General features: G+C 34.7%; 14 protein-coding genes. 7 read left to right on the top strand and 7 right to left on the bottom strand.

Annotated elements, in window-relative coordinates; genetic code table 11:
• Positions 1-64: 64 nt before the first annotated feature.
• From AC4BC5_RS04700 to AC4BC5_RS04710, 3 genes are all read right to left on the bottom strand, one after another.
• A complete protein-coding gene (locus AC4BC5_RS04700) occupies positions 65-2,296 on the bottom strand; it encodes an ATP-binding cassette domain-containing protein (protein WP_490497018.1) in 2,232 nt (743 codons plus the stop codon).
• 378 nt (positions 2,297-2,674) lie between these two features.
• A complete protein-coding gene (locus tag AC4BC5_RS04705; protein WP_490497019.1) occupies positions 2,675-3,208 on the bottom strand; it encodes a hypothetical protein in 534 nt (177 codons plus the stop codon).
• 117 nt (positions 3,209-3,325) lie between these two features.
• Positions 3,326-4,303, bottom strand: a complete 978-nt coding sequence (locus AC4BC5_RS04710) for a VOC family protein (protein WP_490497020.1) — start codon at positions 4,301-4,303, stop codon at positions 3,326-3,328.
• A 32-nt stretch (positions 4,304-4,335) separates the two neighbouring features.
• Between AC4BC5_RS04710 and AC4BC5_RS04715 the strand changes: the two genes are divergently transcribed.
• Both AC4BC5_RS04715 and AC4BC5_RS04720 read left to right on the top strand, forming a co-directional pair.
• Positions 4,336-4,917, top strand: a complete 582-nt coding sequence (locus tag AC4BC5_RS04715; protein ID WP_490497021.1) for an alpha/beta hydrolase — start codon at positions 4,336-4,338, stop codon at positions 4,915-4,917.
• 2 nt (positions 4,918-4,919) lie between these two features.
• On the top strand, positions 4,920-5,459 hold the full coding sequence (locus AC4BC5_RS04720) for a DUF924 family protein (protein ID WP_490497022.1): 540 nt from the start codon (positions 4,920-4,922) through the stop codon (positions 5,457-5,459).
• Positions 5,460-5,617: 158 nt separating this feature from the next.
• On the opposite strand, the gene AC4BC5_RS04725 is transcribed toward AC4BC5_RS04720, so the two are convergent.
• Positions 5,618-6,283, bottom strand: coding sequence for an HAD family hydrolase (locus tag AC4BC5_RS04725; protein WP_490497023.1), 666 nt, complete (start codon positions 6,281-6,283; stop codon positions 5,618-5,620).
• Positions 6,284-6,336: 53 nt separating this feature from the next.
• Positions 6,337-7,269: a helix-turn-helix transcriptional regulator gene (locus AC4BC5_RS04730; RefSeq protein WP_490497024.1), complete on the bottom strand. Its 933-nt coding sequence runs from the start codon at positions 7,267-7,269 to the stop codon at positions 6,337-6,339.
• 108 nt (positions 7,270-7,377) lie between these two features.
• Between AC4BC5_RS04730 and AC4BC5_RS04735 the strand changes: the two genes are divergently transcribed.
• The 3 genes from AC4BC5_RS04735 (at position 7,378) to ppk1 (ending at position 11,702) form a co-directional block, all read left to right on the top strand.
• Positions 7,378-7,857 (top strand): GyrI-like domain-containing protein, encoded by a 480-nt coding sequence (locus tag AC4BC5_RS04735; protein WP_490497025.1) that lies wholly within the window; start codon positions 7,378-7,380, stop codon positions 7,855-7,857.
• 161 nt (positions 7,858-8,018) lie between these two features.
• Positions 8,019-9,560, top strand: coding sequence for a Ppx/GppA phosphatase family protein (locus AC4BC5_RS04740; RefSeq protein ID WP_490497026.1), 1,542 nt, complete (start codon positions 8,019-8,021; stop codon positions 9,558-9,560).
• A 15-nt stretch (positions 9,561-9,575) separates the two neighbouring features.
• Positions 9,576-11,702, top strand: a complete 2,127-nt coding sequence (ppk1, locus tag AC4BC5_RS04745) for a polyphosphate kinase 1 (protein WP_490497027.1) — start codon at positions 9,576-9,578, stop codon at positions 11,700-11,702.
• A gap of 82 nt (positions 11,703-11,784) precedes the next feature.
• On the opposite strand, the gene AC4BC5_RS04750 is transcribed toward ppk1, so the two are convergent.
• Positions 11,785-12,525: a class I SAM-dependent DNA methyltransferase gene (locus AC4BC5_RS04750; protein ID WP_490497028.1), complete on the bottom strand. Its 741-nt coding sequence runs from the start codon at positions 12,523-12,525 to the stop codon at positions 11,785-11,787.
• A 282-nt stretch (positions 12,526-12,807) separates the two neighbouring features.
• A complete protein-coding gene (locus tag AC4BC5_RS04755; RefSeq protein ID WP_490497029.1) occupies positions 12,808-14,319 on the bottom strand; it encodes a DUF1846 domain-containing protein in 1,512 nt (503 codons plus the stop codon).
• A 254-nt stretch (positions 14,320-14,573) separates the two neighbouring features.
• Between AC4BC5_RS04755 and AC4BC5_RS04760 the strand changes: the two genes are divergently transcribed.
• Together AC4BC5_RS04760 and AC4BC5_RS04765 are read left to right on the top strand one after the other, a co-directional pair.
• Positions 14,574-15,476 (top strand): magnesium transporter CorA family protein, encoded by a 903-nt coding sequence (locus AC4BC5_RS04760; RefSeq protein ID WP_490497030.1) that lies wholly within the window; start codon positions 14,574-14,576, stop codon positions 15,474-15,476.
• Positions 15,477-15,632: 156 nt separating this feature from the next.
• Positions 15,633-17,027: an Ig-like domain-containing protein gene (locus AC4BC5_RS04765; RefSeq protein WP_490497031.1), complete on the top strand. Its 1,395-nt coding sequence runs from the start codon at positions 15,633-15,635 to the stop codon at positions 17,025-17,027.
• Positions 17,028-17,043: the final 16 nt, after the last annotated feature.

The raw sequence follows: 17,043 nt of genomic DNA on the forward strand, positions 1-17,043 counted from the left end.
AATCTTCTATTATTCGAATATTTTACTGTCAATCTACTTATATCACAGACCTGTTCACGATACTCTATACATATTTACCAGTAATTGTTGCTGATGCTCTCAAATCTTTAACGGTTCCCTCAAAGAGAATCGTACCACCATCGCGACCACCGTCTGGACCAAGATCAATGACCCAATCTGCATTGCGAATAACATCGACATTATGCTCAATCACAATCACTGTATTGCCTTTTTCAACTAAATTGTTAATAATTCGAATGACATTTTTAACATCAGACATATGCAACCCGGTTGTTGGTTCATCTAAAATATAAATATTGCCATTTGTCTTTAATTCGTTCGCTAGTTTCAAACGTTGCGCTTCGCCTCCAGACAAAGTATCCATTGGTTGTCCTAATGTTAAATAGCCAATCCCCACTTCTTGAAGATTTTTCAGTTTACGTTGAATATCCTTTACATCAAAAAAAGTAACGGCTTCTTCAATTGTCATGTCCATCACTTCGACAATGTTTTTTCCTTGATAGACATATTCTAAAACAGTTGGATCATACCGCTTGCCCTGACAATGTGTACATTCTACTTCAGATTTATCCATAAAAGATAGGTTCAATTCAATCGTACCATTTCCATTGCATTCTGGACAAGCACCTTTAGAATTATAACTGAAGTAACCTGCATCCATGCCACTTTCTTTCGCAAATGCTTTTCGAATACTATTCATGATTCCTGTATACGTTGCTGGATTTGACCGTTTATTCGTATGAATTGGTGTTTGATTAATTTGAATTGCTTCTGAGTAATCTTTCGCAAAAACTTGATTAACCAAGGTACTTTTACCAGAACCTGCAACACCCGTAATAGCTGTGAAAATCCCTTTTGGTACTCGCAATTGCACATTTTTTAAGTTATGCAAAGAACTGTACTGACTCTCATAATAATCATTTGCTAGTCGTGGTTGTTCGTTAATTGGTAAGGATTGCCTTAATGATTTTCCAGTTAGCGTATCTGATTGTAATAATTCTTCGTAACTCCCTGTAAAAGTAATTTCTCCCCCATGTGTTCCAGCAAATGGACCTACATCTACAATATAATCAGCAATCTGAATAACATCTGGATCGTGTTCAACGACTAAAACCGTATTTCCTGCGTCACGAATCTTTCGTAAGAGTTCATTTAATCGATAAACATCACGGGGATGCAAACCGGTACTTGGTTCATCAAATATATAGATCATATTCGTTAAACTACTTGCTAATTGTTTCACCATTTTCACGCGTTGTGATTCTCCGCCAGACAAACTATTCGTCTCACGACATAAATCCATATAGCCTAAACCAATATCAACTAAATCCTGCACACGCTTTTGGATACCACTAACAATCGGGTGGCGTGTTTCAGTATCAATTTCTTTTAACATTTCAACAAGTTCAGTTAATTGGACAGATGTAACATCATGAATAGTATAACCATCAATCTTTGAAGCTAGAACTTCAGGGTTATAACGTTTGCCTGCACATGATGGACAAGATTTCATTACGGTAAATTCTTCAATCACTTTTGCTGCACGTTTACTGGTTTCTTTTTCGGTATGAATAGTCGTACGCATGAAACGAGTGACAATCCCCTCATAGGTTACATTCATATCGCCCGTTTCCACAGTTGTAATTTTTTGTGCCTCAGCATACATTAAAAGTTGATATTCTTCTGATGTATACTCTTTAATTTTTTTATCTGGATCAAACAAACCTGTTTCTGCATGTAGTTTCCAATACCACGAGCCTACTGTAAATCCTGGGAGCAAAATCGCTCCTTCATTTAAGGAACGGTCATGATTGACAGCCTTTTCCACATCTAATGTGATTGTCTTGCCAATTCCCTGGCAAACAGAACACATCCCACTAGGATCATTAAATGAGTATGCATTAGCATAGCCTAGACTAGGAGTCGCAAATCGTGAAAACAACACTCGGAATAACGCATTGATGTCAGTAATCGTCCCTAACGTTGAGCGCGCACTACCACCAATCTTCTTTTGATTAACAACAATCGCCGTAGAAAGATTGTTAATCTCATCCACATCTGGACGACTGTATTTGGGTAAGAACAAGCGAGTGAAACTATCATAAGTTTCATTTAACTGACGACCCGCTTCTTGGGCAATTGTATCAAAAACAATCGATGATTTCCCTGAACCTGAGACACCAGTAAAAATAGTAATTTTATTTTTGGGAATGGTTAGATTGACATTTTTCAAGTTGTTTTCTCTTGCGTGGATAATTTCAATATACTCGTTCATTTGGTACTCCCCTTTATTTTAAAATAGTTGAGAATGTTTCAATGAGACACGGTATTTTTGGCAGACGTTTAGTTTACCAAGAAAGCGGTATAAAAATCAAGAAAAAAAGAAGAAACAAAATTGTTTCTCCTTAGTCTGTAGAAAATGATATGGTCTCTGATAATGACTTAGGCATGAGTGAAGCTATTCTTGGAGAGCTTCACAATCAAACGGTTGAAAATAAACACTACGAAGAGCAAGAACAAGTTATGCAAAGCGTAGAGAGCTATACAACAATTGAAACAGTTGAAAATAATACGGTAAAAAAGAACACGTACATAAAATTGGAAATTACATTCATAACTAGTTATAAAATCGACTTCATAGCAGGATATTCTGTTAATTTTCTATTTGTTTTAATCTTAATAAATCTATATGTTTTTTTTCTGCAATTTTATCTAAATTATCATATAGATAGTCATATGCTTCTTGGCTAGAATTTGCGTTTTTAAAAATTTCAACTAATTCAATATTATCAACTAATTCAATATCATGTGCAGCAAGAAGAGAAGAAAGCTCAACAACCACGCTCACACTTTCGCATTCAAAATGTAAATAGGTCCCATCATTTAAGAATATTTTCAAATCTAAATTAATTCGAGTTCCGGGAGCAAAAACGACCACTGTCATTTTTTTGATAAGACCAATTTCTATTTTTTTAATTGTAGAGTAACGAATATCATCCATTGGTGTCTTTTTCTTTTTGTTTAACAAAGGCTCAGTGCCACTTATTTTGATTCCGCTTTCATAAAAACTCAAAAAGCAGAATGGTGGCATTTTTGTAGGAACACTAGGGTAGTCTTCCTTATTAATTTCAATTATTGATTGTAAAATACGGTTGTTAGCAAACTCTCTAAAATTTTTAGTATCCATATATAACCTCTCCTATTCGTAATTTTTTATTTTAATACAAGTAATAAAGGGATACAATGTACCATTTCTGCAATATGTTTCTACCTACAATCTGAGAAGAAACAAAATTGTTTCTCCTTACTCTTCGTCATGTTCTTGGCTGGCTAATTGTTGTTCCACCTGTTCACGAACAAAACTTAAATATTGTGGTAAATACAAAGGAATCTCTTCAAAACGAGGACTTTGATTTTCATATGCTTTCTCCTCTAATTTTCCTTCGCTTGTCGCTACTTCAATCAGCAATTGATTAGGATCACGATAATAAAGTGATTCAAAAAATTCACGGTTTTTTATTCCTGAATTCATAAAATTACGCTCTTGCAATTGTTTGTCAATAAGTTGCAAATCAGATTTATCCTCTACACCAAAAGCAACATGATGAACCCCACCAATTCCTGAAACAGCGATTGGGTTTTCACGATCTTGAATAATCTGAACTTCTTGATAGAACTGTCTATCTTGATTTTCCAAGATTGTTACCCGTTGATGACCAGAAAAGAAACCAACATATTCTTTCTGCTGCCAACCTAATGATAACAATTCTTTTTCGGTTGCATCTGAATACTGTACTCGCAGTTGAATAGCATCAATTCCTAAAATAGCATGTTCTTTGGGAATATGATCAGTAAGATATGGAAAATAATCATCACTGTCTTCAAAATCACGTAGAGGAACTAAAGCAAGCTGTGTCGCATCAGGTCCTTCGAAACGTAATATTGAGCGCCCTGAAAATGATTCGATTCCATAATGGCAAACTCCTTGTGTTTCAAAGTACATTTCCCAGAAATGTAGCGAGGCTTCAGAGGGAACTTTTAAGATTGTTCGTTCAATCGTATTGGTTCCAAAAAATTGATTATTTCCTTCGCGAACTTCAAAAAAAGTAAGTTCGGTACCAATACGCTGGTGATTATCTGAAAAAAACACATGGTACATAGTATGATCGTCTTGATTAATTGTTTTCATTAGTAATTTTAAACCGAGTATATTATGATAAAAGTCAAATGTCGGACGAATAAAGCGATTCAAAATCGAAACGTGATGAATACGTGCAGGCATAATAGAGTTCCTTTCTTTTTAGGAGGTTAGTCATGGATTATTTTTTTCAAGAAGGTACTACTCAAAAACAACTGGTTCTTGCTTTTCATGGCACAGGTGGTAATGAGTATCAACTATTAACGACAGTAGCAGAATTATTTCCACAAGCAAGCCTCTTGAGTTTTCGTGGTCCCATAGCAGAAGGCAATCAACGTCGTTTTTTTGCGCCTTTAACTAACGGGCAACTTAATCGTGAAGAGTTTGAACAGCAAACCACACAATTTTTACAAGAGGATTTTCTTACTTTGCTTCAAGATTATCAAGAAATCATTTTAATTGGCTATTCCAACGGTGCAAATTTTATTCTGGGACTGCTTGAACAACAAGCTGATATAGCCGATATCGTTATTCTACTGCATCCAAGTCGACTCGTCTATTCATTCACCCAATCCAGCAAAACGAGCATTTATTTAACAGTCGGTGCACAAGATGAAATCAGTCTTCCAGGTGATGGCGTAAAATTAACCGAAGAATTAAAAACATTTTTCCCAAATACAACAATACTTTTAACAGATGGCGGACACCAATTGACTGAACAAGAAGTCAATGACCTTCAAAAACGATTAGGAGAATGATTATGATGAAATCTCAAGCAGTTTTACATTTTTGGTTTAACGAGCTATCCCCTGAACAATGGTTTAATAGTACGGATGTCGATCAATTACTCGCTGAACGTTTTACTAATTTGCATAAACAAGCTACAGCTGGTGAATTGGTTAGTTGGCGCGACACTATCCATGGCCGTTTAGCAGAGATTATTGTATTGGATCAGTTTTCTCGTAATCTTTTTCGGCAGTCACCAAAAGCTTTCGCAACTGATGGCATGGCATTAATCTTAGCTCAAGAGGCACTGGCCCATCCAGACATCAATGACCTCTCTAATACTGAACGCAGTTTCTTGTATATGCCATTTATGCACTCTGAATCGTTGATGATTCATAATAAGGCGATGATTTTATTTGATCAACCAGGATTAGAAGAAAATTTTGAATATGAAAAGCAACATTATGCCATTATCAAACGGTTTGGCCGTTACCCACATCGGAATCAAGTACTAGGACGTACGTCGACTGCAGCAGAACTGGACTTTTTAAAAGAACCAAATTCATCATTCTAAAACTAAAAACATAACCCGTTTTTTCAAAGCAACAATCCGAACTATATAGAGACCCGTTCTGCTGTCTAGCAGATTTTCAGTGCAAATTCACAAGAATTAGGGCTCATTATATAGTTCGGATATTTTTGTGCTTGTTTTACTGATATCACCATTAATTTTTAAGCAAATAATTGAGAGAGACGTTTATCATGAAAATCATCGATTACAAAATCAACGACACCCGTTTCTTCCAATTTTTGATGGTTGCCATTTGTTGAAACAGCGATAATCTGTTTGGCTTTAGCATTGGTAGCACCTTGTAAACCAATTGGCGAATCTTCAAATACTACCATTTCTTGTGGATTGGCATCGATATTTTTAGCTGCTTGTACATAATAATCAGGTGCTGGTTTACTATTCAATGTACCATCATCATATACAACTCTTTCCAAATCAAACCAACGATTCAATTGAAAATAATCAAAGTAAAATTCTACATTGACGCGTGGGGACGCCGTTGCAATGTTCATTGAATAGCCTTTTTGTTGTAAGAAATCAAAAAATTCAGTCACACCACTAATCAATTGATCGTGTTGTTTTTCTAAGACAATTTCCCGATAAATAGCTTCTTTACGATCTGAAAAAGCAGCGCCTTCTTCTTTTGATAAACTGCGATTTAACAAGCGTTCCATTGTTAGGTGATTGGTTCGTCCATGAATTTTAGCAAACTCATTTTCTGAAAGTTGATAACCCAAAGTTTCTTGAATGAAGCGTTGCCATGCTTCTTCATGTAAATCAGTATCGCTGAATAACGTGCCATTGAAGTCAAAAATAATTGCTTGCATCTTTTCTACTCACTTTCTTTTTCTTTTATCTTAGCGTACTTGAATAACTTTTCCTAGTCTAATTCCATTAAAGAACGCTGTCGTAACATTGTCGTAAACACTAGTGGCGCTTCTTGAAGTGTTGCCTCTGTTCCTAAAAATAAAAACCAGTTAACCATTTCCATCACTTCATCGAGATTTTTTTCATTCACAAATGTTCGCAATAATGCTTGCATTTGATATGGATCAGTATAGGATAAGCTCAACTTAAACGGATGATATTTTTTGAATTGAGTAATTGCTTTAGGTCCTAACGTTGCAATCAAATTGATTGGCTCTTGCACATATTGTTTTTGGTGCCAGCGTTTTTTCCCGGTATAACAAACAACATCTACCAGTTGTCCTACCGCAAAAATCTGTTTGGTAGCTGACTGCAATTCAATTCCTTCAACAAACCATTTCCCTTTTTCATGATACAGATGTAGCACGTATACGTCGAGTTTATGCTCTTTAAACAAACATGTTACGTGGCAATCTAGCAACAACAATTGAATGACTTTTTCTAAAAGTGGGTGTGGCAAATCAGCTAAGTCTAATAAATCAGGATTAGATGGGTTGGTTCCTTCGAATAACAACATTTGATTTAATAAAACCAAATCATCTTGCTGATTTTCTGACAAAAGTGAAAGTAATTTTTCAGCTAATGATTGCCGACTTTTCAAATAAGGTAACTGTTGATTTCGTGTTGCCATAAATGCTACAAATAATGCTTTGACTTCCGCATCTAAAAAATGAATGGGTGGTAAAAAAGAGTTGTGCATGACAGAATATCCTCCATCACGTCCGACTTCCGCAATCAACGGAACGCCCATTGTTTCAATTTCACGAATATCTCGAATAGCCGTAGATCGAGATATCCCGAATTCTTGCATAATTTCTGCAATCGTAAAATGAGCACGATTATTAATGTAACGAATCATCGTATGAATTCTCTCTGTTTTTTTCATCGTATGCTCCTAAACAGTGTCAGTTTTTGACATGATTTAACTCTATTATAAATGTATCAAATATGAATTGACAACATTTGATACCATCAAAAGAAAGTAGGGATTACAATGTCAGTTTACACATTGGAAGAAAAAGAAGCCTTTACAGTTTTAGGTTTTGGTACAGAGTTAACAAGTGATTACACAGATTTTATGGGAATTGCGAAAGAAAAAGCAGCTTTTTGGGAAAAAATCACGACTGATGGCACACTCGATCAATTAAAAACCGTAGCAGATAACGAATTCGTCTTTGCTGTTAATGAAGCATACGATAATAAGATGATGTATTATGTGGGTGTCTTAACAAGTGAAACATTACCAAATGCAACACGTATCATTCAATTTCCAAAAGGGACGTATGTCATTGTTAAAGCAGAGGCAGCCACCTCTGAAGAATTAAAAAATACGTTAACAGGTCTTGCCTTTGGACAAGCACTAGTGGAAGAACAAAATTATGAATACGTTGGCGGACCAAACGCTGCCGTTGAAATGGGAACAAATGATCATCAAACTTTTGGTGAAATGTGGATTCCTGTAGTTGAAAAATAACAAAACAGAGAAACAGCCGAATCAAGCTGTTTCTCTGTTTTTTGTTTTCTTTACAATCTTAACGCTTCATTTACATAAACATTACCAAAATCTGCTTTTTGCTTTTTATACTTATATTATAATGATAGCAAGTTACTTTAGTTTATTGATGGAGGAAATCTATGAAAAAAAAGAAAAATATTGCCATTATTGATATTGGATCAAATACTGTTCGTTTAGTCATTTATCAATTAAATGAACAAATGATCTTTACTGAACTGCAAAATATCAAATTGCCTGTTCGCCTCTATCAATTTCTAGATGCAAACAATGAGCTAACTAAAGAAGGTATTCATCAATTACTTCGAGTAATGAACTTATTCAAAGAAATTGCCCATAGCTACACATTAGAGGAAATGATTACTACTGCCACCGCTGTTATTCGGCAGTCAAAAAATGCCCAAGAAATTTTAGAGGTAATCAAAAAGAAAACAGGCCTTACTATTCGGTTATTATCTGAGAAAGAAGAAGCTTATTATGGGCAATATGCCATTGTGCGTACTACTGCATTTTCAGAGGCGTATACCATTGATATGGGTGGTGGTAGCACGGAAATTACTTATTTTAAAAATAATGAAATCATTTATAGTCATAGTTTTCCTTTTGGTGTTGTCACCTTAAAACAACTATTTTTTAATGAATGTGCCACCAACGATGAACATGCCATTGCACAAATAAAAAGTTATCTCAAAAAACAATTCACCTCTTTGTCCTGGTTAAAAGATCGTAATATACCCATTATTGCGATTGGTGGGAGCTCCCGAAATATTGCAACAGTTCATGAACGGATGACTGATTTTCCAGTCGTAGGAATTCATCAATATGAAATGAAAAAGAAAGATTTGAAGGAAACACTCACTTTGTTCACCTCATTATCTTTTTCCGAGTTGCAGTCATTAGACGGTTTAAGTAAAGAACGTGCTGATATTATCATCCCCGCAAATCTTACCTTTATTGCTTTGATGGAACAAGTGCAATCATCCAAATTTATTTTTTGTAACAAAGGGTTGCGTGAAGGTTTGTTAATGGCATCTGTTAATCAAAAATATCCCGCAACATACAGTCCACATCAGGTAGCGATGACTAGCATTCAACGATTTGTCGATACCTATCAAATTGATAACTATCGTGCAAAAAAACGAACACAAATTGTTGAATTATTACTAAATGAAATTAAGCAAAAACAATTAATTAAAGAGGAAATCGAACAATTAATTGCTTATGTTTCTTACGGTTCACAGCTTTATCATATTGGTTCATACATTGAAGAAGATAATAGCGCGTATCACTCTTTTTACTTGTTAGCAAATAGTAATCTAAATGGATTTACTCATCGCGAACGCATATCTTTAGCGTTATTAGCCAGTTATAAGAATAAATCCTTGTTCAAATTATTTGTTAAACCTTTTAAGCAATGGTTTACAGAAGAAGAATTAAAGTACATTCGCTTAGCAGGTAGTTTAATTAAATTTTGTGAGGCACTTAATATTACTATGGTCAATGACATCATCCGGTTCTCGCTAAAAGAAAAAGAGACCTATTTTCTCTTGAAAGTCGAATGGTCTTTTGATCCCGTCGCTGAGGAATATCGTGCCAATCGTCAGAAAAAAAATCTAGAAAATATCCTTAATAAAAAAGTGGTTATTGATTTTAAGAAAGCATAGAGTAGGAGCATTCAAATGGAAGTATCTGAGTTTACGAGTCTCAATTACTATCATAGAGATTTAAGTTGGTTATTATTTAATCGACGCGTTATTCATGAAGCCAAAGATTTTTCAAATCCTTTATTAGAAAAATTACGTTTTCTAGCCATTGCAAGTAGTAATTTGGATGAATTTTTTATGGTTCGTGTACCTAGTATCCAAAGCTTAGCTCGCTTACAACCTAAAGCAACAGACGCTCGCACAGGTTGGACACAAGAAGACGTTTTATTTAAGTTATACGAAATAAATTTAAACAACACACGATTACAGTATCAATATTTCAAGCAGTTGATGGAAGAATTAACAAAGCATCAAAAATTTGTGAAATCAATTAATGAATTATCTGTCGAACAACTTCAAGAAGCAGATCGTTTCTTTTATGAGCTATTACTACCAGCAGTTACGCCGATTGGTTTAGATGCGTATCATGCTTTTCCTAAATTAGCAGAGAAGAAGGTGCACATTTTTGTACAAGTTCGACAAGCTAATCGAGTTGAACGTGCGGTAATCCCTTTGCCACCACTCTTTTCACGATTGCACCAATTAGCTAATCAACAAACCTATCTCTTTGTTGAACAGTTAATTATCCGACATTTACCTGAAATTTTTGTTGGTTGGGAAATCGATCATTCCTTTTGTTTTCGAATTACTTATGATAAAGATTTAGAATTTCGGGAAGATACAGAGGAAAAGCTTTTTACTCAAATGACGGAATACATCATTGAACGTGCAAAAGGACTTCCTTCTCGTTTAGAAATTAGCAGTGAATGGTCAAAAGAAGTTGAAGAAAGTGTGTTAATTCTAGCAAATCTCCTACAATTAAAAGCTCGTGATTTATATTGGGTGCCTGGTCCATTAGACTTAACCTTTCTTTTTCCATTTGTAGATAGCTTGGCACCAGATTTGCCTGGTCTAGTATTCCCTCGATTTATTGGGGATACGCATAAAGAATTAAACGGTGCACAACTATTTCAATCGATTGAACAAAATGATTTACTGTTCCATCATCCCTACGATTCATTTGATATCGTTTTAAATTTTTTAGAATCGGCAGCAACAGACCCTAATACCATTGCTATTAAACAAACGTTGTATCGGATGGCACCGAATTCACGGGTCATTAATGCTTTGAAAAAAGCTGCAGCAAAAGGGAAACAAGTCACCGTGCTTGTAGAATTGAAAGCACGTTTTGACGAAGAAAATAATTTGCATTGGGTTCAAGAATTAGAAGATGCGGGCTGTTATGTTAGTTACGGTTTACAACAATTAAAAACTCACAGTAAGGCTTTACTTGTTGTAAAAAAAGAAGGCCGCCAAATTAAGCAATATGTCCATTTGGGTACGGGAAACTACAATGAAAAAACTTCGTCGATTTATACAGACATTAGTTTCTTTACTGCGAAAAAAGAGTATGTAGAAGATATTACTGCTTTTTTCAATTATTTAAGTGGTTATCGAAAAGTTCCAAATTATCAACGCATTGCCGTTTCACCAAATGGTATTCAGCAACAACTGCTCGAAAAAATAGAACAAATTATTGTTCGCTATCGACAAACAAAACAAGGATCAATCTGTTTTAAAATGAACTCGCTAACCGATAAAGTAATCATTCAGAAGCTTTATGAAGCTAGTCAAGCGGGTGTCCCTATCCATTTAATAGTTCGTGGCGCATGTTGCTTAAAACCAGGCATTCCTAATTTAAGTGAAACAATTGAAGTCAAAAGTATTGTCGGTCGGTTTTTGGAACATAGCCGTATCTATGCGTTTTATACCACTGATAAAGAAGCTGAGGTTTGGATTTCTTCAGCAGATATTATGACCCGAAATATGTTACATCGAATTGAAATTGCAACCCCCATTGAAAAGGGCCCCGCTTTAGATAAGTTATTAACCATTTTAGATAGTTTTAGGAAAGATTGTAAAAAAGCTTATTCTCTGACAACATCTGGTCACTTCCGTCGTTTAAGTAAAGACCAGGAATTTTCTGCACAAGAATATTTCATTGCACATAGTCACCCACAATCAGAAACAATTGTTCCGGTGAGTGTCCAAGAAAATACTAATTTGTTATCTAAAATTCGCAAAATCTGGCAAAGCTATTAAAAAAGTTAGACTTACTTCAACAGTAGGTCTAACTTTTTTATAATTTGTATTTGTATTACTGTAAACTACTAACCAATCTTGCTTATTTTTTTGTAGCACTATAAGTGATGATTTCTGAGGCGTCCACACCGTAACCAACTTCTTTTTCAATTTCTACAAATCCTACTAAACGTAACAACATTTCAAATTCATTTAAACCATACCAATACATTGTAAAATGAGAATATTCCGTTTGTGTTACTTGTCCGTTCTCGACCAATTCATATTTGCTAAGAACAGTGGTCTTTTGATTAAACCAATCAATCGCTTCATTAAAATTTGTCATAATGATTCCTTTGTTTGAACTTAATAAGAAATGACTTTGACTTGTTTCACCTTCAGTAAATCCATTGGGCATTTCTAAATCAACAATTAGTTTTCCTCCAGGTGCTAGATGGTGAAAAAAATTAACTAAGATTTCTTTAATCCGCTCTCTAGGCAGCAAGCAAAAACTACCTGTTGGCATAATAATCGCTTGATAGCTACGCGGCATATCTAGAGTTAATAAATCTTGTTGGTAAATATGTGCGGTAACCTCATGCTTTGCCATGTTGGCACGACATTGAGAAAGCATTTCCTTTGATAAATCGACACCATCCACATCCAGTCCTTTTTTCACTAAAGGAATTAGCATACGACCTGTTCCTACCCCAGCTTCTAAAATGGGGCCTGACATATTTTTTAATTTTTCAAAATAGTATTCCACATCTCCATTCAAAGAGGTGCCGATTGGTTTAGTATGCTCATATAACAAAGTACTTAAACAGCCATATTCTTTAAACATTAGTACCCTCCGTCCAGTTAAGCTATTCATTATTCTATCAGTAGTTAACTCTATAATAACATGCGTAGCAAGTCTTACGTATATAGCAATCTATAAATACCAAATATCCTTTATTTTTTCACGTCGCTTAAATGCACGTTTATTTTTGGAAAAATAGCTTTCATTCGTTCTTCATTCATCTCATTTTATGACAAAAACCTTAGAAAATAACAATCGACCGTAGTTGTCAGTTGTTATTCGCTAAGGTTTAAGTTATCTATTGGTTCCTAAAAGACTATTTTTTTACACATAAAATAAATTTTTCGAAGGATAAATCGGATCACAAGTAAAAGAAATACCTAAATTACGTAATACTTGTTCATCGTCTTTATTAAAAATCACGGTTGAATGAGCTTGCGTATCTTTTAGCTCTGCCAACTTATCATATGCTAATTGGGCAGTTGGATTCGTTACCGCACTGATGGATAAGGCAATTAAAATCTCTGATGTATTTAAAGAAGTGATTCGACCAGATAATTCATTTGCTTTTAGTTTTTGAATTGGTTCTAAAATATTGGGTGACAACAATAAAATTTCATCACCAATATTTGCTAATTTTTTAATCGCATTTAAAATGGCTGCTGCACTCGCATCCATTAAATCAGAACCACGACCAGTAATAATTTGGCCATCCGATAACTCTAAAGCCATTACTGGTGGCACAAACTCTTGATCCCAATCTTTTGTTTTTAATTCTTCTGCATAATCTCTGGCAGGTTTCACACATGGACGATCTTCTGGACGCAAATCAATTTCTTCCATAATGATTTGAATACGATTTAATGTTTCAATATCAGTAATTCCTTTTTTATAATTGGATGCTGTTTCAAAATAACGACGGATAATTTCTTGTTTGGATGCTTCTTGTACCACTTCATCATCGATAATTCCAAAACCAACACGGTTAACCCCCATATCTGTTGGTGAATGGAATTCTGATTCTCGGCCAGTAATCCGTTCAATCGTACGTTTGATAATTGGGAAAGTTTCTAAGTCACGATTATAGTTAATCGCCAATTCTTCATAATAATCAAAATGGAAAGAGTCAATCATATTCACATCTTTTAAATCAACTGTTGCTGCTTCATAAGCAATATTCAATGGATGTTTCAACGGAACATTCCAAACTGGGAAAGTTTCAAATTTAGAGTAACCCCCTGTGTTGCCATAACGACTTTCATGATATAGCTGGTTCAAACAAGTGGCTAACTTCCCACTGCCTGCGCCTGGACCTGTCACTACGACAATTGGTTTTGTTGTAGGAATGTATTCATTTTTTCCAAATCCCTCATCGCTAACAATTTTATCCACATTAACTGGATAACCTTCAATTTCGCCATGGGTAAAGACTTTAATTCCACGTTGTTTCAACTTATTAATAAAGATTTTTGTGGATGGTTGACCGTTATAACGTGTAATAACAACACTATTAACAGCTAATTCATATTCACTCAACTCATCAATCAAGCGCATAATATCCATATCGTACGTAATACCATAGTCACCACGAATTTTATTTCGTTCGATATCGCCTGCAAATACGCAAATAATAATTTCAGTTTTATCTTTTAACTTGTGCAATAACTTAATTTTTGCATCTTGATCAAATCCAGGTAAAACTCGTTTTGCATGCATGTCTCCGATTAATTTGCCACCAAACTCTAGATACAATTTATCATAATTGTTTACACGTTCTAAAATATATTTTGATTGTTCTTCAATATACTTCTGTGGATCAAAACCAATTTTTTTCACTATTCTCTTCCCCCTCACCTAAATTAAAAACTTGCCGCTACAAAAACTAAAATTCTCTTGTATAATTCAAACAGAAATCGCCGAAATATACAACCGTAAATCACTAAAAACATGAAAGATTTTTAACATTTTATATTGTAAGGGAATCCATTCTGTAAATTGATGAAAGAGGCAGAAATTAAGATTTTACTTGTCTTTTTTAATAAGCCTTGCTAGAATACAGCGTATTGCTAAAACAGAAGCAGGTGAATCTTATGATAACAAAAAAAGCATTTGGTGAAGCGAGCACTTGGATTAACTTAAATACACAATCACGAGCAGAATTACGTACCCTCTATAAAAGTTATGAAATTGATAGTGAAGTAATTGACTACACACTTGATAAAAATGAACGTGCTCATTTAGACTACGATCAGATCACACAGACTCTGGTTGTTATTTTCAATGTACCTAATCGAGAAAAAAATGATAATCATTATGAAACCTTACCTATGACCTTTATCGTAAAAGACAATCAACTAATCACTGTAACGAACGAAAAAACCCACTATATTTTTCAAGAAATGAAGAACTATCTAGATAAATTTCCGGATAGTACATTATTTAGTTTTTTATTCAGCAGCTTATTTTTAATTACTGATTTATTTTTTCCTTATATTGAAGAAATGGATGAATCACGTATTTCTGTCAATCATAAGTTAAAAGAAAAAACGAGTAAACAAAACTTACTTTTGTTATCTGATTTAGAAATTGGGATTGTTTATTTAGTTGCTGCTTCCAAACAAAATACTGTCTTACTTGAACAAATACGTTCACATGCCGTTTATAAAACACTCTCTCCAAATGAAAAAGAACAGCTAGAAGACGTGGTAATTGAAGCAAAACAATTAGTTGAAATGACTCGACTATCTGCCCAAATTTTACAACAATTATCTGGTACTTATAACAATGTCTTAAATAACACATTAAATGATACTATGCGCATTTTAACTGTTCTTTCTGTATTGTTAACTATCCCTACTATCATCACAGGTTTTTTTGGGATGAATATGCCGCTACCCTTAGAAAATAATACTTCCGGATGGATTATCACGATTGCTATGAGTACCATTATTTGGTTTATCTTATCCTGGATACTTCGTAAATTTATGAAATAGCTGCACACCATGACCGGTAATGTCATGGTGTTTTTTATGATGTTTATTTACTAATATACGTACTTTTTTTCATTTCATATTTTTTCTTCAATTTTTTAATGCTTTATTATTTTATATAAGCTATACTTCAAGTGAAAACAAAAAAGGAGTAAAAATATGAAAACAATTCGATGGAAAAAAGTCTTAAATCAGGTTTTGTTGGCTAGCCTCTTTGCAAGTTTTATTTCTGTTCCTACAGCCATTACAGCCGATGCAGCAACTACTCCCGTTATAGCTGAAAAAGAATTTAACGGTGATAATAAACATGCAAATAATCTTGTTTTAGGTAGAAAAATACAGGGGAATTTTTCTGGAAAACAAGATACCGATGTCTATGCACTTACGTTAAATACAACGAGTGATATTCAACTCGTCTTTAACGGGTCAGGAACAGCCAATGAACAACTAGCAACGTTTCAATTAAGTAACAGCACTGGTAAAGTCATCATTAACGCTAAAAAAGTGTCTAATGCGGCTTCGCAAACACTGGTAAAGCAAACTTTACCTAAAGGAAAATACTATTTTAACTTTAAAAATTCACAAAATTTAACGAAAGCCAAAAATTATCACTTTACCACTTCTATTTTACCAGCAGTTGCTAGTGTGACGGTTTCTCAAAAAGAAAAAAGTTTGTACGTCAACGAAACAACAACTTTAAGTGCCACAGTCGCACCAAACAATACGTTAAATAAAAATGTTGCTTGGACAAGTTCCAATACGTCGGTTGCAACTGTCGACGCTAAAGGAAAAGTCACTGCTAAAAAAGCGGGTTCAGCAACCATAACAGCTAAAAGTCAAAGTAGTACCAAAGCCGCAACATCAAAAATCACAGTTAAAAATCGAAATGTAACTGGTCTATCCGTCTCTCCAACGTCCAAAACACTTGAGGTTGGCACAACAACAACAGCGACTGCAACAGTTACACCGACTAATGCAACCATCAAAACAGTCTCTTGGAAATCTTCTGATTCAAAAATTGCTACTGTAGATAGCAAAGGGAAAATTTCTGGCAAAAAAGCGGGCAAAGCAACCATAACAGCGACATCAACGGATGGTAAAAAGACCGCTAAAGTAAGCGTTACGGTTCAAGCCAAGAAAGTAGCTGTTAAAAGTGTCAGTATCAACGCACCCACAAAAACGATCGATGTTGGTAAAACGACAACTGTTAAAGCAACATTTAATCCAACCAATGCTAGCAATAAAAACGTAACTTGGAAATCATCAAACACCAAAGTCGCTACTATTGATAACAAAGGGAAAATTTCTGGCAAAAAAGCTGGTAAAACAACAATCACAGTTACCACTAAAGATGGTAAAAAAACCTCTTCGGTAACAATTACGGTTAATGCTCCAAAACCAATTGGTAAAACGGTCTATATTGCACCTAAATCAGGCAAAAAATATCATTATGACGCGCATTGTCGTGGTTTAAAAAATGCGCATTCTATCTCAACTATGAAAGAAAGCCAAGCGAAGAGCGCTGGTTATGATTTGTGCGGTTGGGAAGACTAAATAAATAACGTTGATA

The sequence above is a fragment of the Enterococcus sp. AMC2644 genome (assembly GCF_058216475.1).